Annotated in this window: 18 protein-coding genes; 9 read left to right on the top strand and 9 right to left on the bottom strand. The window is 48.5% G+C overall.

The features are described from left to right. Nucleotides 1-10 precede the first annotated feature (10 nt). From GKZ89_RS09470 to GKZ89_RS09455, 5 genes are all read left to right on the top strand, one after another. Entirely contained in the window at nucleotides 11-1,738 is a 1,728-nt protein-coding gene (locus GKZ89_RS09470; protein WP_155112162.1) for an ABC transporter ATP-binding protein, read from the top strand. Then, entirely contained in the window at nucleotides 1,725-3,506 is a 1,782-nt protein-coding gene (locus GKZ89_RS09465) for an ABC transporter ATP-binding protein (protein WP_155112161.1), read from the top strand. The genes GKZ89_RS09470 and GKZ89_RS09465 overlap by 14 nt, the downstream gene beginning before the upstream one ends. A 74-nt stretch (nucleotides 3,507-3,580) precedes the next feature. After that, on the top strand, nucleotides 3,581-3,706 hold the full coding sequence (locus GKZ89_RS21400) for a hypothetical protein (RefSeq protein ID WP_277753215.1): 126 nt from the start codon (nucleotides 3,581-3,583) through the stop codon (nucleotides 3,704-3,706). A 245-nt stretch (nucleotides 3,707-3,951) separates the two neighbouring features. Next, entirely contained in the window at nucleotides 3,952-4,293 is a 342-nt protein-coding gene (locus tag GKZ89_RS09460) for a helix-turn-helix transcriptional regulator (RefSeq protein ID WP_155112160.1), read from the top strand. A gap of 48 nt (nucleotides 4,294-4,341) precedes the next feature. After that, nucleotides 4,342-4,869, top strand: a complete 528-nt coding sequence (locus tag GKZ89_RS09455) for a type 1 glutamine amidotransferase domain-containing protein (RefSeq protein WP_155112159.1) — start codon at nucleotides 4,342-4,344, stop codon at nucleotides 4,867-4,869. 426 nt (nucleotides 4,870-5,295) lie between these two features. Here GKZ89_RS09455 and GKZ89_RS09450 read toward each other — a convergent pair whose 3' ends face one another. From GKZ89_RS09450 to GKZ89_RS09440, 3 genes are all read right to left on the bottom strand, one after another. After that, nucleotides 5,296-5,499: a YbdD/YjiX family protein gene (locus tag GKZ89_RS09450; protein ID WP_155112158.1), complete on the bottom strand. Its 204-nt coding sequence runs from the start codon at nucleotides 5,497-5,499 to the stop codon at nucleotides 5,296-5,298. Then, nucleotides 5,492-7,567, bottom strand: a complete 2,076-nt coding sequence (locus tag GKZ89_RS09445) for a carbon starvation CstA family protein (RefSeq protein WP_155112157.1) — start codon at nucleotides 7,565-7,567, stop codon at nucleotides 5,492-5,494. The genes GKZ89_RS09450 and GKZ89_RS09445 overlap by 8 nt, the downstream gene beginning before the upstream one ends. Before the next feature lie 94 nt (nucleotides 7,568-7,661). Continuing rightward, complete coding sequence (locus GKZ89_RS09440; RefSeq protein WP_155112156.1) at nucleotides 7,662-8,414, bottom strand: lipase family protein; 753 nt, start codon at nucleotides 8,412-8,414, stop codon at nucleotides 7,662-7,664. A 159-nt stretch (nucleotides 8,415-8,573) separates the two neighbouring features. Between GKZ89_RS09440 and GKZ89_RS09435 the strand changes: the two genes are divergently transcribed. Next, nucleotides 8,574-9,839: an ATP-binding protein gene (locus GKZ89_RS09435; RefSeq protein ID WP_155112155.1), complete on the top strand. Its 1,266-nt coding sequence runs from the start codon at nucleotides 8,574-8,576 to the stop codon at nucleotides 9,837-9,839. 103 nt (nucleotides 9,840-9,942) lie between these two features. Here the strand turns inward: GKZ89_RS09435 and GKZ89_RS09430 are convergent, their stop codons facing one another. Then, entirely contained in the window at nucleotides 9,943-10,713 is a 771-nt protein-coding gene (locus GKZ89_RS09430; RefSeq protein WP_155112154.1) for a 3D domain-containing protein, read from the bottom strand. 377 nt (nucleotides 10,714-11,090) lie between these two features. On the opposite strand from GKZ89_RS09430, the gene GKZ89_RS09425 reads away from it, so the two are divergent. After that, nucleotides 11,091-11,693, top strand: coding sequence for a GNAT family N-acetyltransferase (locus tag GKZ89_RS09425; RefSeq protein ID WP_155112153.1), 603 nt, complete (start codon nucleotides 11,091-11,093; stop codon nucleotides 11,691-11,693). 13 nt (nucleotides 11,694-11,706) lie between these two features. Here the strand turns inward: GKZ89_RS09425 and GKZ89_RS09420 are convergent, their stop codons facing one another. Next, on the bottom strand, nucleotides 11,707-12,426 hold the full coding sequence (locus GKZ89_RS09420) for a 3-ketoacyl-ACP reductase (protein ID WP_155112152.1): 720 nt from the start codon (nucleotides 12,424-12,426) through the stop codon (nucleotides 11,707-11,709). 19 nt (nucleotides 12,427-12,445) lie between these two features. Further along, nucleotides 12,446-13,369, bottom strand: coding sequence for an EamA family transporter (locus tag GKZ89_RS09415; protein WP_162356646.1), 924 nt, complete (start codon nucleotides 13,367-13,369; stop codon nucleotides 12,446-12,448). A gap of 113 nt (nucleotides 13,370-13,482) precedes the next feature. On the opposite strand from GKZ89_RS09415, the gene GKZ89_RS09410 reads away from it, so the two are divergent. Then, nucleotides 13,483-14,238: an SDR family oxidoreductase gene (locus GKZ89_RS09410; protein WP_241680186.1), complete on the top strand. Its 756-nt coding sequence runs from the start codon at nucleotides 13,483-13,485 to the stop codon at nucleotides 14,236-14,238. A 98-nt stretch (nucleotides 14,239-14,336) separates the two neighbouring features. On the opposite strand, the gene GKZ89_RS09405 is transcribed toward GKZ89_RS09410, so the two are convergent. Then, nucleotides 14,337-14,987 carry a nitroreductase family protein gene (locus GKZ89_RS09405; protein WP_155112150.1) on the bottom strand — a complete coding sequence of 217 codons (651 nt, stop codon included), beginning with the start codon at nucleotides 14,985-14,987 and terminating at the stop codon, nucleotides 14,337-14,339. 47 nt (nucleotides 14,988-15,034) lie between these two features. After that, entirely contained in the window at nucleotides 15,035-15,901 is an 867-nt protein-coding gene (locus tag GKZ89_RS09400) for a VOC family protein (RefSeq protein WP_155112149.1), read from the bottom strand. 135 nt (nucleotides 15,902-16,036) lie between these two features. On the opposite strand from GKZ89_RS09400, the gene GKZ89_RS09395 reads away from it, so the two are divergent. Beyond that, complete coding sequence (locus tag GKZ89_RS09395; protein WP_155112148.1) at nucleotides 16,037-16,363, top strand: winged helix-turn-helix transcriptional regulator; 327 nt, start codon at nucleotides 16,037-16,039, stop codon at nucleotides 16,361-16,363. Here the strand turns inward: GKZ89_RS09395 and GKZ89_RS21695 are convergent. After that, nucleotides 16,299-16,589 carry a hypothetical protein gene (locus GKZ89_RS21695; protein ID WP_488225885.1) on the bottom strand — a complete coding sequence of 97 codons (291 nt, stop codon included), beginning with the start codon at nucleotides 16,587-16,589 and terminating at the stop codon, nucleotides 16,299-16,301. The genes GKZ89_RS09395 and GKZ89_RS21695 overlap by 65 nt on opposite strands. Between the last annotated feature and the right edge of the window lie 60 nt (nucleotides 16,590-16,649).

Here is a 16,649-nt window from a genome sequence, read left to right as displayed (position 1 = left end):
AAGGGATAACATGACAAGGGTGTTTTCATTTTTAAAACCGTACCGCCTTCCTGCGGGACTGGCTCTTTTGCTCATGCTTGCAGAGCTTGCGGTTGAATTGCTGCAGCCTCTGATCATTGCCAGGATCATCGATGAGGGGATCCTGCAAAAAGATTTGGGCACGGTGTGGCTGTGGGGCGGTGTGCTTCTGGCCATGTCAGTTCTGGCTTTCGCCTCCGGTATTACAAATTCATTTCTGGCAAGCCGGGTCAGCCAGGGGTTTGCCTATGATATCCGCAGCAGCCTCTTTAAAAAAGTACAGTCCTTTGCATTCTCCAACCTGGATGAATTTCAGCCTTCCTCTCTCATTACACGGGTCACGAATGATGTTAATACGATCCAGATGACAGTCTTTATGAGTCTGAGGATTATGATCCGTGCCCCGCTCCTTGTGATTGGAGGAACGGTTATGGCGCTGTTCGTCAATGCCCGTCTGGCCATGATTCTTGTTATTGCCATCCCGATCCTGATCTTCTTCCTCCTTTGGGTGATGAAGACCGGGGGAGCGATGTTCCGCGCTGTGCAGGAGAGGCTTGACCGTGTGAATGGCGTAATGAAAGAAAATCTTTCAGGCATGCGGATCATTAAAGCCTTTCTCAATTCCGGGTATGAGATCAAGCGGTTTACAGGAGCAGCTGAAGATCTTCGGAAAAGGACCGCCTCCGTGCTCCGGCTGATTGAAATGACGATGCCGGTGCTCTATTTTGTCATGAACGCGGGAATCATTGCGATTCTCTGGTTTGGAGCATCTGAGGCAGCTGCAGGGGGAGCAAAGGTTGGGGAAGTAGTGGCCGTTGTGAACTATGCGCTTAGGATTACAGCTGCCATCTCCATGTTTTCTTTTATCATCATGGCTTTCTCACGGACCCGTGCTTCATCCCAGCGGGTAGCAGAGGTGCTTGAGACGGAATCGCACCTTTTAGAAGGGCAGGGGACTGCCAGTCATGCAGCAGATGGGAGAGTCGAGTTCCGCAATGTTGGTTTTCATTATCCTGAAATGGACACCCCGGTGCTTGCTAACATCAGTTTTACTGCTGAAGCAGGAACCTCTACAGCCATCATGGGCTCTACCGGCTCCGGGAAATCCACTCTGTTTCAGCTTATCCCTCGGCTGTATGAACCTTCAAAGGGAAAAGTGCTGATCAATGGGCACGAAGTGGAAACGTACAGGCTTAAAGATTTGCGCAGCGGCATTGGATATGTTCCGCAGGAGTCCATGCTTTTTACAGGAACGGTAAAGGACAACATTATGTGGGGGCGTCCCGATGCATCGATAGATGAAGTCGTTCAGGCGGCAAAAGATGCCCAGATTCATGATACCATTGCATCTCTGCCGGACGGATATGACACATTGGTCGGTCAAAAGGGAGTGAACCTGTCCGGCGGGCAGAAGCAGCGGCTCTCCATCGCCCGGGCGCTCATCCGAAAGCCGGCGATCCTCCTGCTCGATGACAGTACAAGCGCACTTGATCTCCAAACGGAACGGAAACTCCTCCAGGCAATCAGCACCTATTCGTGTACGGTAATCATGATCACCCAGAAAATCAGTACAGCATCCGTTTCCGATCAGATTCTCCTGCTGGATGAAGGGGAAATGGCTGCATGCGGATCCCATAAAGAACTTCTGGACAGATCAGATATGTACCGCCGCATCTGGCAATCCCAATCAGAGGGGGTAACGATGCATGAGGCCCTCTAACCATCAGATAACCGGCAAGAAGCCGCCGCGTCCAGCCAACTGGGCAGCGGTCGTAAAGCGCATCTGGACATACATGTCCGGGAACAGACGCCTGCTTGGACTGGTTGTTTTCATGGTCACAGCAAGCTCGGGACTCGGTCTTCTGGGACCGTACATGATCGGACAGACCATCGACCGATACATTGTACCTGCTGAAACAGCCGGCTTAGGCTGGCAGCTGGTGCTGCTCGGAGCTATTTACGCCGGGTTCTCCCTGTCCACCTGGCTGCAGAACTATTGGATGGCCGGGATCGCACAGCGGGCTGTCTACCGGATGAGAACCGCACTTTTTGAACATTTTCAAAAGCTGCCCATCGCTTTTTTTGATAAAAGACAGCACGGTGAGCTGATGAGCAGGGTAACGAATGACATCGACAACGTCAGTCAGACGTTAAACAGCTCTTTTATCCAGATTCTCTCAAGCGTCCTGACACTTGCAGGAACAGTTGTCATGATGCTGATTCTGAGTCCTGTTCTGACCGCTCTTTCCATGACCATTATTCCACTTATGTTTTTTGGGATGAAATGGATTACAAAGCGGACAGGAAAAAAGTTTAAAGAGCAGCAAAAGCATCTCGGCTCATTGAATGGATACATCGAAGAGACATTCTCTGGCCAGAAAATTGTTAAAGCTTTTTCACAGGAGGAGAGAGTAACAGAGGAATTTCTGGAAAAGAGCGCCAGACTAAGGGAAGCTGGATTTTGGGCGCAGACATACTCAGGCTTCATCCCGAAGCTCATGAACGTCCTGAACAATCTAAGCTTTGCCATCATCGCTGCAGCAGGCGGATATCTCGCCATTAAAGGCATGATTACCATTGGAACGATCGTCATTTTCGTAGAGTACTCAAGGCAATTTACAAGACCGCTCAATGACCTGGCGAACCAGTTTAATACGATTCTCTCCGCTGTAGCGGGTGCTGAACGTGTTTTTGAAATCATGGATGAAGAGGAAGAGGAGCAGGAAAAAGCGAAGGGGCTGCCGCATGGAATAACAGAAGGCACCATCGTCTTCCGGGATGTATCCTTTGGCTACGACCACGGAACTCCCATCTTGAAAAAAATAAGCTTTCAAGCTTCTAAAGGAGAAATGACGGCCTTTGTCGGAGCCACCGGTGCCGGTAAAACGACCATAATCAACCTGCTGTCCCGGTTTTATGATCCAACCTCGGGTGCCATTACCGCTGATGGAATTGACCTTGCGGAAGTCAGCCGGGCATCACTGAGGAAAAACATGGGGTTTGTCCTGCAGGATCCTTTTCTTTTTGAAGGAACCATCAGGGAAAACATCCGTTACGGCCGTCTTGATGCAGCCGATCATGAGGTGGAGGAGGCCGCAAAACAGGCCAATGCCCACTCCTTTATCATAAAGCTGCCAAAGCAATACGACACCATCCTCAAGCAGGATGGCACAGGCATCAGCCAGGGGCAAAGACAGCTCCTGTCCATCTCTAGGGCAATCCTGTCTGATCCCGTTGTGCTTATCCTGGACGAAGCAACAAGCAGCATCGACACCATTACTGAAATGAAAATACAGGATGCCCTGAAAAAGCTGATGAAAGGACGCACCAGTTTCGTGATCGCCCATCGCCTCAATACCATTCAGCAGGCCGATCAGATTATCGTAATGGACAAAGGGGAAATCGCTGAAAAAGGCTCCCATCAGCAGCTGATGGAGAACCGGGGTGCCTACTACCGCCTATATCAATCTGCTGAAGAGATCGGATAACTTCTAAAATAAGATTCATTCGGGTGAATCAAGGGTATAACCTTAACACATTGATATGTGCTGGAGGTGTGACCTTGATGAAGATATCAGCATGGCTTGAACAGACCGCAGACTGGTTCGGGAAAAAAACCGCCAGAGGAATGTTTCACACAAGCCTTCTGGAAGGAAATCAAAAAGAACAGGGGAAACTGTCCCGCTAATACACAGGCACAGTTTCTTCTGTTCTTTTTTATATGTCAGAAGGAAGGCATTGCCCCTCAAAGCAATGCGTAGAAGAAGTGAGAAGAGGTTTCCTTTAAAAGGTATCCTCATCAATAATCTATGCGTAAATTTGGTTATTGTCACCAAAACCACATTAAAATTTTCTAGAATACCCAAATAAACATTGCAATATTCACTATGCAGCGGCCAATAGGTACAATAGGATAGAAGTGAGGTCGTTCGTATGGAAAACCGTATAAAAGAAATCAGAAAATGCAATGGCGATACCCTTCAAAGCCTTGCCAAAAAAGTAAATTATGACTACAGCAATCTATCAAAAATTGAACGGGGACTGTATGTTCCCTCAATTTCACTTTTGAAGAAAATCGCAGAGGTGTATGGAGTGGAAATCAGTGATTTGCTTGTCTCGGATACCCGGAGCAAAGAAGTCATCGACCTGCAATCCAACAACCTTCTCGTAAAATACGATGTTGTATTGGATGGACAAACGGTTTCGCAGGATGAAATCAGCATCATCACCTCGATTATTCGAAAGCTGAGGAACGCAGCAAGCCAGAATGATTGAAGGTATGCTCTGTCTCCATGATATACTATCCATGGAGGTGTTTTGCACATGAGACTCGAAAACAAAAAAGTCATTCAGCTCGTCAGCAGTGAATTTGAAGACCTGGAACTATGGTATCCCGTGCTTCGTCTGCAGGAAGAAGGGGCAACGGTTCACATTGCCGGAGAAAAAGCCAATGAAACCTATATAGGAAAATATGGCGTTCCCGTCACATCCGATTTTGCCTTCGCTGATATCAGCCCAGAAGAATATGACGCCATCCTTGTACCGGGCGGCTGGTCACCGGACAAGCTCCGCCGCTACCCGGAAGTACTTGAAATGGTTCGATATATGGACAAACACGAAAAACCAATCGGCCAAATCTGCCATGCAGGCTGGGTCCTCATCTCAGCCGGTATCCTGAAAGGCCGCAACGTCACCAGCACTCCCGGAATCAAAGATGATATGACCAACGCCGGCGCCATCTGGCACGACGTCGCCGTCATCACCGACGGCCACATCGTCTCCAGCCGCCGCCCGCCAGACCTGCCGCAATACGCCAAAGAATTCGCAGACCTGCTGGCAGGCATGGAATAGAGAATGGACCCCCAATGTGGGGGTTTTTGTTTTTGGGGATGGGATGGGGAATGGGGGATGGGGCGGGAGAAAGATTTGGGCCGTGCACCCGTACGATATTACTCTGAATGGAGACGGCGGGTCTCTCTGACCCCCGCTCTGCTAAAGTACTAAAGCTCTGGCACCACTTCTCGAAGTCCTTGCTGCATATAGGCTCACAGCTTCGGGTCTTTGTCCCGCTGTGCTTTAAAGCATGTGGGGTCAGTGCAAAGCCCCGTTCCCCTCACCCCCTGTTCATCCCCCAATCTCATACAAACCCTAACCCCACTCAGACCGAATACCCCTTCAGCCCCCTTCACCTGCCAGTCAGCCCCACCTTCTCATCCACCCTCAAAAAAACCAATTCCATCAAAAAACCGCCTCCTTGAAGGCGGTTTTCCATTTTTCTCAGCAGCACCTGGACACTTTGCCGCCTTTAGCATTGTATCGTTCTTCCTGTGCTTCGCAGAAGAATTCTTTTCTGGTTTTGACAGGCTCGCCGGGATGGCGGGTTTGCATGTGTGTGACGTAGGTTTCATAGCATGGGACGCCGACGAGCAGGTTGAAGAATTGCTTTCGGTGTTTCAGGATGGCAGCCAGGCGTTTAAGCATAGTGTTTGAATTCTCCTTCCTCGCGTGGGATGTACGGTGCTTCATGAAGTGTGGTGTCCTGTTTTTTGAAGACGCGGATCCACATGCGGACGGCGGAGATCAGGACAGCGATGACGACAATCATGAAGAAGGCGCATAGACCGGCGTTGATATAGTCGTTCAGGATGATTTGGTTCATCTGGGCCTGGGTGGCGGCCGGGGCCAGAATTTCGCCTTTGCCGCGGGCGTCGCTGAACACTTGGGCGTGGGACAGGAAGCCGATTTTAGGATTTTCATGAAAGAGTTTCTGCCAGCCTGCTGTCATCGTTACAATCAGGATCCATGTGGTAGGGAGCAGGGTGACCCATACATACGCTTTTTTCCCCATTTTAAAGAGGATGGTGGTACCGAGCAGGAGCGCGATGGCTGCAAGCATTTGGTTGGCGATTCCGAAAAGCGGCCACAGGGTATTGATTCCTCCAAGCGGGTCGACGACACCCTGGTAAAGAAAGTAGCCCCATCCCAGAACGCACAGGGCGGTCGCAATCAGGTTGGCAGGAAGGAAGTCGGTTCGTGCAAAGGGTTTGTAAGCCTGTCCGATCAAATCCTGGATCATGAAGCGGCCGACGCGTGTTCCGGCGTCAATGGTAGTGAGGATGAACAGAGCTTCAAACAGGATGGCAAAATGATACCAGAAGGCCATCATCGCTTTTCCGCCAAGGAAGCTTGAAAAAATAACAGCCATTCCGATGGCAAGTGTTGGAGCTCCTCCTGTACGGGACTGGATCGTTTCTTCTCCGACATCATCAGCCAGATTGGTCAGGTCGTCCGGAGTGATGGTAAAGCCCCAGTTGGATACAGCCGCAGCAGCTGATACAGCGTCTGTTCCAATGACCGCCGGCGGACTGTTGATGGCAAAATAAATTCCAGGGCTCAGAACGCACGCCGCGATCAAGGCCATGACAGCAACAAATGATTCGGTGAGCATCGCGCCATACCCGATGGGCCTTGCATGACTCTCCCGCTCGATCATCTTCGGTGTTGTGCCTGAGGACACTAAGGCATGGAAGCCGGATACAGCACCACATGCGATGGTGATGAACAGGAAGGGGAAGAGGTTTCCTGCGAAGACAGGGCCTGTCCCATCAACGAACTGCGTTGCGGCAGGCATTTGTAAATCCGGTGCCACGAAAAGAATTCCGAGGGCAAGACCGGCGATGGTTCCGATTTTCAGAAAAGTACTCAAATAATCCCTTGGTGCAAGCAAAAGCCATACAGGGATAACAGATGCGATGAAGCCGTAGCCAATCATTAAGAGAGCAATGGTTTCCCCATTAAAAGTAAACAGTTTTGCAAGCGAGGGATTCTGGGATACATATTGGCCGAGGATGATGGAAGCGATCAGAAGAGCACCGCCGATAATAGAGCCCTCTCCTACACGGCCCGGGCGGATATACCGCATGTAGACTCCCATGAAGATGGCGATTGGAATGGTCGCTGCAATCGTAAACATTCCCCATGGACTGCCGACAAGCGCCTTGACCACTACGAGTGCAAGTACAGCAAGCAGGATGATCATGATTCCGAGAATGCCGACCATGGCGATGATGCCTGTGACAGGGCCGATTTCTTCTTTAATCATCTCGCCGAGCGATTTGCCTTTCCGTCTCATGGAGCCGAAAAGAATGACAAAATCCTGAACTGCACCGGCAAGGACCACTCCCGCAACAATCCAGATGGTGCCCGGCAGGTAGCCCATCTGGGCAGCAAGGATAGGCCCGACAAGTGGACCCGCTCCTGCTATCGCTGCAAAGTGATGTCCGAAGAGGACCCACTTGTTCGTCGGGACATAATCTTTTCCGTCATTCTCTGTTTCTGCGGGGGTCTTTCGGTTATCGTCCAGCTCAAAAACTTTTCTGGCAATGAAGCGGCTGTAAAAACGGTAAGCGATTGCATATACGCTGAGTGCAGCGACAAGCAGCCAAATTGCATTGATGGATTCGCCTCTGTTTAATGCAAGGACACCGAATCCTGCCGCACCGGCAGCAGAAATCAGTCCCCAAATCAGGATGGACTTTAATGCCTTCATATGTACATTCCCCCTATTCCTATATAAGGGTAATTGTATTACACTATTCTGAAAATTAAAATAAATATTTTGGCAGATTTTGTTTCACGTTCCTTTACCTATAAGCCAATCTGGCCATTCCCTCAATCCCTGAAAAATAGGTATCCGGCATATGATTTCCGGCTATCGATCCGGTATCGGCCGTAAAGGAGAAAGGAGTTTGCACATGCTGGTAAAAAAAAGTAGTTTTGCTGAGTGGATTATAAACAACAAAAGGAGGAAGCTTTGGAACGAGATCGGCTGTGTTAACAAAGCGGATGCTGTTTGGAACCGCCTGGTCATAAAAGGATGCGAACCGGCCGTCCCCGACTCTCGGTGCTCCGTAGTTGTACATAACAATGGAGCGGAAGCCGGCATTCAGCGCTGCATCGGCAGCATGCAGGATGGCGAGTGCCCCGCCAAGGCTGTGTCCGGTTATGAACAGATTTTTCTGTTTGGAAAGCAGTGCATACTTCTTGAAGATTTCGTCCCGGCACGAGGCATACACCGATTGAAATCCGGAATGCACAAGCCCCCCGTTGTTTCCATACAGAAAGGGAGTCTGGCTAATGGAAGCATCAGCAACCCAGTCAGCATCCGATTGAGTTCCCCTGAAAGCAATAACGATCGCATCATCAGATTCCAAAATAAAACCGAACCATTCAGGTATACCGTTTGCTTTTGCTTTAAAGGAATGAACCAGCTTAAAACCGGGAATGGGTTCTATTGGGCCGTTGTTAACATATTGGCGGTAAGCGTAAACACACATATGAAGAAGAAATTCAGCAAGCTCTTTATTATAGAAAGGTTTTTGTCTAACCCAATACATCCCGTTTCACCCCTGCTTCATCAGGCTCATGCAGTACTATACGCCGTCTTTTTGGAGAGGTGCATGTATTCATAATCAGGACAAAGTGACCCTTTAAAAGAGGAAATTCGACTCAAATGTCGTATATATCCGGTAAAATGTACACGCGGGGTAGAGAAGATGATTGTAGAAAAATTATTGCTGCATGTACTGATTGTGCTGGCACCTGTTTTAATCCACAGCCTGTTCTTTTCTCACAGGCCGATCGGGCGCCCATCATTTTTTGTTGGCATTCTTCATGGTCTTACCGGTTCTTTATGTATACTTTTTGCATACGAAAGCTTTGGGCTGTATTGGGACCTGCGTTATGTGCCGCTCATTCTTGCCTTTCTATATGGGGGAATGAGGGGCGGTTTCACTGCGCTGGGGTTGTTACTGGCGGCCAGAATTTATGCAGGGGGAGAGGCACTTGTTTTCGGTATTTTTTCTGCCTTTATTGCGGCTATAGGGCCTGTCTTGATTTCAGCAAAGTTTAATCGTTACGAATGGAAGTGGAAGAGGCTGATGTGGGCCATGCTGGCCGGGGTTTGGACAGTCTTTGTTCAACTGCTTATTCTTATAGGCTATTTAAACTTTTCAGATGGATTCGGTTTTATTCCCGCGAAGCTGCTTTATTTCGTTGCTGTATTCGGGCTCATTCAGATTACAGGGGCCGGATTTGCTGCTTTGCTTCATGAAGCCAGCATGGAACGGTTCCGGATGCAGGAGAAGATCTTCCGGGCGGAAAAGCTGAATACGCTTGGAGAGATGGCTGCATCGATTGCCCATGAAGTAAGAAACCCGCTCACGGTAGTCAAAGGTTTCCTTCAGCTGATGCAGGCAGATGACCGGCAGGGGAAATTCCCCTATTTGCCGCTGGTGTTAAGTGAACTTGACAGGGCTGAGGCAATCATCAGTGATTACCTGAATTTCGCAAAACCAAAGCTTGAAAAGATGGAAGTGTTTGACTTGGGAGAGTTTTTAGATGATATGGTGCAGCTGCTCAACCCGCTTTCAATAAAGAAAAGCGTGGCTCTGACTGGAAAGATGGAGACCGGTATTCAAATCCGGACAGATCGGAACAAGCTGCGCCAGGCCGTGATCAATTTGATGAAGAATGCCATTGAAGCGACTCCGCCTGGCGGAAGAGTCAGTGTAACTCTATCAGCGGCAGGGACTGAAGCAGAGATTAAAATTTCAGATACGGGCAAAGGGATGACAACGGAACAGCTGGCCAGGATCGGCAGCCTCTATTACTCTACAAAAGAAGAAGGAACCGGCCTTGGGACGATGGTGTCGCTCAGCATAATTGAAGCAATGGGCGGGAAAACGGTATATGCAAGCCAGCCTGGTGTGGGAACCGAGGTTAAAGTTTTTTTGAAGAGAAACGAATCCCATGGCGGATGATCCTATCTGCAATCTGTTTGAACGTTTATGCGAGCAAAAACAGCACAGTCTCCTGAACGGAATGCAATGCAAAAGGGGCCATCAGCAGATGGCCCCTTCTCAATTATTTCTTATAAACCTTAATCGTTACTTTCTTTACGCCCCAGTTGATAGCGGTGCTTTTGGAAGCGAAGAAGATGTCGATTTTGTTGCGCTTGATGGCGCTGCCCTTGTCCGCAGCAACGGCCATTCCGTAGCCCGGAACATACACTTTTGAGCCGAGCGGAATCACGTTTGGATCAACGGAAATGACTTTTGCGTTTGGATTTTTCTTAAGATTGATGCCGGTTGCTGTAATGCCGCTGCATCCTCTGCAGCTGGCAGTATAGGCTGTTGATGTAACCGTCAGCGTTTTGTATGCACCTTGTGGAGCAGCTGCTTTTTTAACAGGTGCAGCCTTCTTTACCGGTGCAGCTTTCTTAGCAGCGGATGAAGAAACGGCAAGCTTCTGATTAATGCGGATGGTATCGGATTTCAGGTTATTCCAGGATTTAATCTGGCTCACTGAAACTTTATGCTTCTGGGCGATTTTCCATAGAGAATCACCGGATTTAACTGTATAAACAGTGGAAGCTCCTTTTGGAGCAGGTTTCGCTTTAGCTGGTGCTGCTTTTGATCCGGAAGACGGTGAGATGGTCAACTTTTGATTTACTTTAATCAAATCGGATTTCAAACTGTTCCACGATTTAATTTGATTCACCGTGACATTATGCTTCTGGGCAATTTTCCAAAGAGAATCTCCGGATTTAACATTATAGGCAGCTGCGGAGGCATTAGCAGAGAATCCAATCGACAAGAACAAAGCGGCACCGGTCGTCAAAATAAACTTCTTCAAAAGTCCTAGTCCCCTTTATGTATATGATGGCTAATATTACTAGATTTATATGACAGACTTGTTTCAATCAGTTTCTATTTATGTTACAAAAACGTTTCATCAAGTAATATTTCCTCTTCAAATGAATGAAAAGGTAGGTGGATAAAGACTTTCATAGAGGGAATGACAGCACTTTCCGGAGAAAGACTATATTCTGAAAGGAAAAAGATAACATAGAATAATAATTCAAAATGGCACTTTTGAATGGGTTACCCGACAGAATTTAATAGAGTAAGCATATAGGACCAAGGAGGAGATGGATAGCGAATGTAAAATAATAAGAGGAAATGCTGCATTGAGGGAGAAACAGTCTTAAAACAGAGAAAAGGAGCATCGAAATGAATCCTTTCCTTCATCATCCGGTTATAAAAGGGGAGTCGGTTACGCTGATCCCCCTCGAAGCAGAGCATGCAGATCAGCTCTTTGCGATAAGTGATCCTGACGTATGGACGTATATGCTTGGAGGAATTTCCACGGCGAAGGAAATGAAGCGCAAGCTTGAAGGGCAGATACAAAAGCGGGCAGATGGAAAAGCCCTGCCGTTTGCTGTGACGCTGAACGAAACAGGAGAGCTTGCCGGAACAACGAGCCTGTATGAACTGGATTTCAGCCAGAGGTCCTGTGAGCTGGGGGCAACATGGTATGGCAAAAGGTTTGCCGGAACATATGTGAATTCCGAGTGCAAATTTCTGCTGCTGCGCTATTGCTTTGAAACATTGAATGTGATCAGAGTGCAATTGAAGACGGATGAGCGGAATGTCCGTTCACAGAAAGCGATCGAACGGATTGGAGCGAAGAAGGAAGGAATTCTGCGGAAAGAAAGAATATTGGAGAGCGGCCACATCCGGAACGCGGTGCTTTACTCGATCGTTGATGATGAATGGCCGGCTGTGAAAGCTCATTTGCAGAAGCGGATCAAAGAAAAACAGCTCTCTGTTTGAGAGCTGTCGGGATTTAAGGGTTGGTAGACCAAAGTCCGGCAGATTTGATAAACGTCCGTTTGTTTAATTTCAGCTGGGCAACGATGAACTCGGCAATGTCTTCTGCCTGCATCACCTTATCCGGGTCACCGTCTGTCAGTTTGTTGTCAATGGCGAGGTCGGTCGCAACTGTGCTCGGCGTGAGGGCGGAGACGCGGATGTTATGCTTGCGTACTTCCAGCGCAAGAGACTCGGTCAGGCCAAGCAGACCGAACTTTGAAGCACTGTAGGCGCTTGTTGCGGGTGCTCCTTTTTGCCCGGCTGTAGATGAAATGTTAATGATATCTCCTGTTTTCCGCTCGATCATTCCCGGGAGCACGGCACGGGTTACATAATAAGAACCCATGAGATTCACCTGGATGACTTTTTCCCATTCCTCGGGCTCGAGATCCAGGAAACCTCCAAATTTTGCGATTCCTGCATTGTTGATCAGAATATCTATAGAACCGAGATTTGCTTCCAGCCCGGATACTGCTTTTTGGACCTCTTTATTTGAAGAAACATCAGCCGTCGCATAGAACGCGTTAATACCATACGCTTCCGCTTCCTCCGCTGTTTTCTTCACATGCTCTTCCGTCTGCGCAATTAGGCCGACATGAACGCCTTCCTGTGCGAGATGGAGAGCAGCAGCCCTTCCGATTCCGCGGCCGGCACCTGTGATCAGTGCTGTTTTTCCTTTTAACGATTCTCCCATAATACATGCCTCCTTTTATTTATCCTGCTGAGTTGTAGTGGTGTTTTCTCCTGTATTTCCTTCTTAACTCCTCATAGGCTCCGGATCCGAGAATGACTCCGGAGACGATCAGCGCGAGTCCGATCAAGTGCGAAGGGTAAACCGTTTCGTTTAAGATCAGCACCGAACCGGCCAGTGCAAACATCGTGTTTAAGTTCATGAAAATGGCCGATTCCGCTGCGCCGACCTGGCTGATCGCATAATTGTACGTCATATGCCCGATGGCCGTGGCAAAAACAGCCGAGAGCACAAAAGCAGTCCAGACTTTCAGATTGCCATTGCCGAGTGATGCAAGTCCGTCTTTTTCGGTTGCCAGCCCGATGATGAACAGAACAGCTGAACCGAACAGAAGCATATAGCCTGTCAGGAGCCGTGGATCCATCTTGCATGCTTTATTAATAATAATAAAGCTGAACGCCTGGGTCAGAATCGAGAAAAAAATGGATAGATCACCGGCATTGATTGTACTCAGCCCGCCTCCGCCTGCCAGTACCGTAAAGGAAACTCCGGCCAGGCCGAGCACAAATCCTGTCATGCGGATGACCGTCAGCCGCTTGTTTAGAAAGATAATGGACAAAATGGCGACAAGTACAGGTCCGAGGCCTAATATCAATCCTCCGTTTGTAGAGCTGGTCATCGACAGGCCCACGGAAAGAAAGTAGTGGTGGGCTACGACATTCAGCAGGCCGCATCCGACAATCAGGACGGTTTCCTTCAGTGTCGGGAGCCTGAGAAGCTTTAAAAAAGCCAGTATGATAAAAACACAAAGGCTTGCTGTGAAAATCCGGAGCGATGTGATGGTGACAGGACTGAACGTGCTGACAATAATCTTAAGCAGCGGAACGTTGAAACCCCACAGCAGCATGATGCCTACAAGAATAAAATAAATCCGATTTTGCTTCACCGGGTTCCCTTCTTTCAGAAGTCTTCAGATAAAAGACTATCATACCGCCGGGTTTCCTACAAAAAAGATGTTTTTACTCAATGGTGGTAAAATCAAGATGAGGAGGAATGGAAATGAAACTGATAAATCAGCTCGCAATTGTTACAGGAGGCTCGAGGGGACTTGGAGCAGCCATCAGCAAAGCCCTGGGAAGAGAAGGAGCGTTTGTTGCGGTTAATTATTTTACCAACAGCAAGCCGGCTGTGGAGACGGCCGAAGCCATTATCCGGATGGGCGGACAGGCAGCTGCAATTCAAGCTGATGTAACGGAAGAGCGGGAAGCGAGAAGGCTTGTAAAAGAGGCGGAAGAGGCTTCAGGACTGAAGGCAGGCATTCTCGTGAACAATGCAACCGGGCCGCAGCCTGAGCTCTCAATTGAAGAAGTGACATGGGAGGATTATGAGGACCAGCTTCGCTTTTTTGTAAAAGCACCGCTTCACATGCTTCAGGCTTGTCTGCCTTCTATGAAAGAGAGAAAGCATGGATCGATCATCAACATTGGCAGTGAGGTCGTCCATCTTGGAAACAGCCACTTTTCAAATTATACTGCTGCAAAATCAGCGATGATCGGGATGACACGGTCATGGGCAAGTGAACTTGGTCCGACAGGAATCAGGGTGAATCTGGTTCACCCCGGATTTATTCCCGTTGAACGCCATCAGGAAGTGCCGGAAGAGGCCATCCGGCAATACAGGAGCGGCGTCCCATTAGGCCGCATGGGGGTTCCTGAAGATGCAGCAAAGACCGTTGTTTATCTTGCTTCAGAAGATGCCTCCTTTATCACAGGGCAAAGCCTTTCAGTCAATGGCGGAAATACATACGGAATGTAAAGCGTTCCAGGCTTCATGAAAAAGACCCCTGAATGCGCTGTAAGGCATCAGGGGTCTGATTGTATTAAGACATCAACTGTCAGGGCTGAATAAAAAGGTCATTTATGAAATTTTACCCGTTCTTCTACCGGTTTAAATTCTTTTGGTCCGGGATCTGCGCCCGGTTTTCCGAATGGCATTTGGGCGATCAGGTTCCAGCCTGCAGGAATGTGCCATTTCTTTTGTACTTCCTCGTCGATAAGCGGATTGTAATGCTGAAGGGAAGCACCGTATCCTTCAAGCTCCAGAGCTGTCCAGACAACATATTGAAGCATTCCGGATGACTGCTGAGACCAAACCGGGAATTGATCCTTGTACAGTTCATACTGCTGCTGAAGGGATTCGATCACTGCCTGGTCTTCAAAAAACAGAACGGTTCCGAATCCGTCACTAAAGCTCTTCAGCTTTTCTTCCGTCGGGCTGAAATTCCCTGCCGGAACGACTTTGCGGAGTTCTTCTTTTGTCATGTTCCATAATTCTTCATGATGCTCCCCAAGGAGAACGACGACTCTGGCGCTTTGGGAGTTGAAGGCAGACGGTGTATGCTTTACCGCATGCTCAATCACTTCTTTCAGCCTCTCGTCGGACACCACTTGTTCTTTTTGGATTGAATAATAAGAACGTCTTTCTTCCACGGCTGTCAGGAAATCCTTCTTGCCGGTCTGTCCAGCTTCTTCGGTTCCACCGAACACTTTATCGAAAAATCCCATTTCTTTCCCTCGTTTTCTGCAGCTCAGTGGCTGCTTTTTTTATAGCATTAGCTTTCCCGCTTTACGATCTGAAGGATAATCCAATTTCCGGAAGGATCGGCGGTTCGGATTTCCTGGCCGCTGTATGCAAGTGAAGCACCGAGTCCCTTCAATCTGCCGGCAGCTGCTTCCCGCTTTTCCTCACTCGGATACGTAATGGTGAAAGACGCCATTCGGGCGCTGTTCTCCGACGGAGATGGAGCACCCGTGCCATTCCAGGTGTTCAGACCGATATGATGGTGATACCCCCCGGTTGACAGGAAGAGCGCCTGACTCCCATATTCTGCTACAGGCTCAAACCCAAGACCCTCTGTATAGAATGTCCCCGCTTCTGTAAGGCTGGAAACATGCAAATGGATATGGCCCATTCCCGTTTCCGCCGGCATACCGTTCCATTCCCGGGCTGTTGCCTCAGCCAGCAGCTCGTTAACTCTTAACGGCTCTGTAGCCATTTGTACCGCACTGTTCTGCCAGATCCATGTGTCATCCGGACGGTCTGCATAAACCTCAATGCCGTTTCCGTCCGGGTCGGCAAAGTAAACCGCCTCACTTACTAGATGGTCGGAAGCTCCCTGGATCGGCCAGCCTGTTCCGGCAAAATGATGGAGGAAAGCCGCAAGATCTTTCCGTGAAGGCAGCAAAAGGGCAAAATGGTAAAGCCCTGACCTGCGCGGTTCTTTAGGAAACAGTCCTTCTTTCTTTTCAAGGGTAATTAACGGTGTTCGTCCATCAGCTGAAAAAACAGCACGATGTGATGTGCGAACCATTTCCTTAAACCCGAGAAGGGAGTAATAAAAGCGGATCATCTCATCCCAGTTGCTTGTCAGGAGAGTGATTTCACTCACATACGTATTTGGAGACTGCTGAAATTTCATAGAAAGGACCCCCTGATGTTTAAAGTTACTTTATGTAAGTAAATATATAATTATAAGTTATAGAAGTCAAGTAACCAGGTTTCAAACTGTAACTTTCGAGGGAAATGCGTTATACTAAACACAGGAGTGACGCATATGGAACAATCAAACATTTGCCCCCGGTTTGAGCAGGCGATGGGTATGCTTGGCAAGCGCTGGACGGGCTTAATCATTCATCAGCTAATGGAAGGGCCGAAACGTTTTAATGCTTTGGAATCGTCAACAGCGATCAGCGGAAGGGTCCTTTCGGACAGGCTGAAGGATCTTGAACAAAACGGAGTCGTGTCAAGGAATATCATTCCGGATACACCTGTACGTGTGGAGTACTCTCTTACTGAGAAGGGGAAGGCTCTGGAACCTATTTTAAAGGAAATCGAAAACTGGTCGCAAAACTGGATCGAGCAACTGGATGACAGTCAGTGACTTCCATCTTTTTACACACAAATAAAAAAGCGGTTCCTTCTTCGCCATAACCGTGAAGGGACCGCTTTTTGTGCTTTGTATTTTGTTTGATTTCTCTGCCCTGCTTTGTCAGGGTTTTTCGTTCATGGAGACTGAAAGCCGGACGTTCTCCTCTTCGGATCACAGGATTCAGCTTTCCATTGCGCTCATCGTGCTCTCTTTGTTTCCTGGCTTTGCTTTTCGCCATTTCCATCACCTCTTCGATTAGTATACCATTTTTTTGAATAGTGAGCTTGATTCTGACGCT

Source organism: Metabacillus mangrovi (assembly GCF_009711125.1).
In the GTDB taxonomy this organism is placed as follows: Bacteria; Bacillota; Bacilli; order Bacillales; family Bacillaceae; genus Metabacillus_B; species Metabacillus_B mangrovi.
Note: the sequence above shows the minus strand (reverse complement) of the source record. Positions and strands in the feature narration are given on the sequence as shown.

Excerpts from the sequence above, each read along its gene's own strand:
- GKZ89_RS09470 (WP_155112162.1), top strand. The coding sequence starts at position 11 with ATGACAAGGGTGTTTTCATTTTTAAAACCGTACCGCCTTCCTGCGGGA.
- GKZ89_RS09465 (WP_155112161.1), top strand. The coding sequence starts at position 1,725 with ATGAGGCCCTCTAACCATCAGATAACCGGCAAGAAGCCGCCGCGTCCA.
- GKZ89_RS09460 (WP_155112160.1), top strand. The coding sequence starts at position 3,952 with ATGGAAAACCGTATAAAAGAAATCAGAAAATGCAATGGCGATACCCTT.
- GKZ89_RS09455 (WP_155112159.1), top strand. The coding sequence starts at position 4,342 with ATGAGACTCGAAAACAAAAAAGTCATTCAGCTCGTCAGCAGTGAATTT.
- GKZ89_RS09450 (WP_155112158.1), bottom strand. The coding sequence starts at position 5,499 with ATGCTTAAACGCCTGGCTGCCATCCTGAAACACCGAAAGCAATTCTTC.
- GKZ89_RS09445 (WP_155112157.1), bottom strand. The coding sequence starts at position 7,567 with ATGAAGGCATTAAAGTCCATCCTGATTTGGGGACTGATTTCTGCTGCC.
- GKZ89_RS09440 (WP_155112156.1), bottom strand. The coding sequence starts at position 8,414 with ATGTATTGGGTTAGACAAAAACCTTTCTATAATAAAGAGCTTGCTGAA.
- GKZ89_RS09435 (WP_155112155.1), top strand. The coding sequence starts at position 8,574 with ATGATTGTAGAAAAATTATTGCTGCATGTACTGATTGTGCTGGCACCT.
- GKZ89_RS09425 (WP_155112153.1), top strand. The coding sequence starts at position 11,091 with ATGAATCCTTTCCTTCATCATCCGGTTATAAAAGGGGAGTCGGTTACG.
- GKZ89_RS09420 (WP_155112152.1), bottom strand. The coding sequence starts at position 12,426 with ATGGGAGAATCGTTAAAAGGAAAAACAGCACTGATCACAGGTGCCGGC.
- GKZ89_RS09410 (WP_241680186.1), top strand. The coding sequence starts at position 13,483 with ATGAAACTGATAAATCAGCTCGCAATTGTTACAGGAGGCTCGAGGGGA.
- GKZ89_RS09405 (WP_155112150.1), bottom strand. The coding sequence starts at position 14,987 with ATGGGATTTTTCGATAAAGTGTTCGGTGGAACCGAAGAAGCTGGACAG.
- GKZ89_RS09400 (WP_155112149.1), bottom strand. The coding sequence starts at position 15,901 with ATGAAATTTCAGCAGTCTCCAAATACGTATGTGAGTGAAATCACTCTC.
- GKZ89_RS09395 (WP_155112148.1), top strand. The coding sequence starts at position 16,037 with ATGGAACAATCAAACATTTGCCCCCGGTTTGAGCAGGCGATGGGTATG.
- GKZ89_RS21695 (WP_488225885.1), bottom strand. The coding sequence starts at position 16,589 with ATGGCGAAAAGCAAAGCCAGGAAACAAAGAGAGCACGATGAGCGCAAT.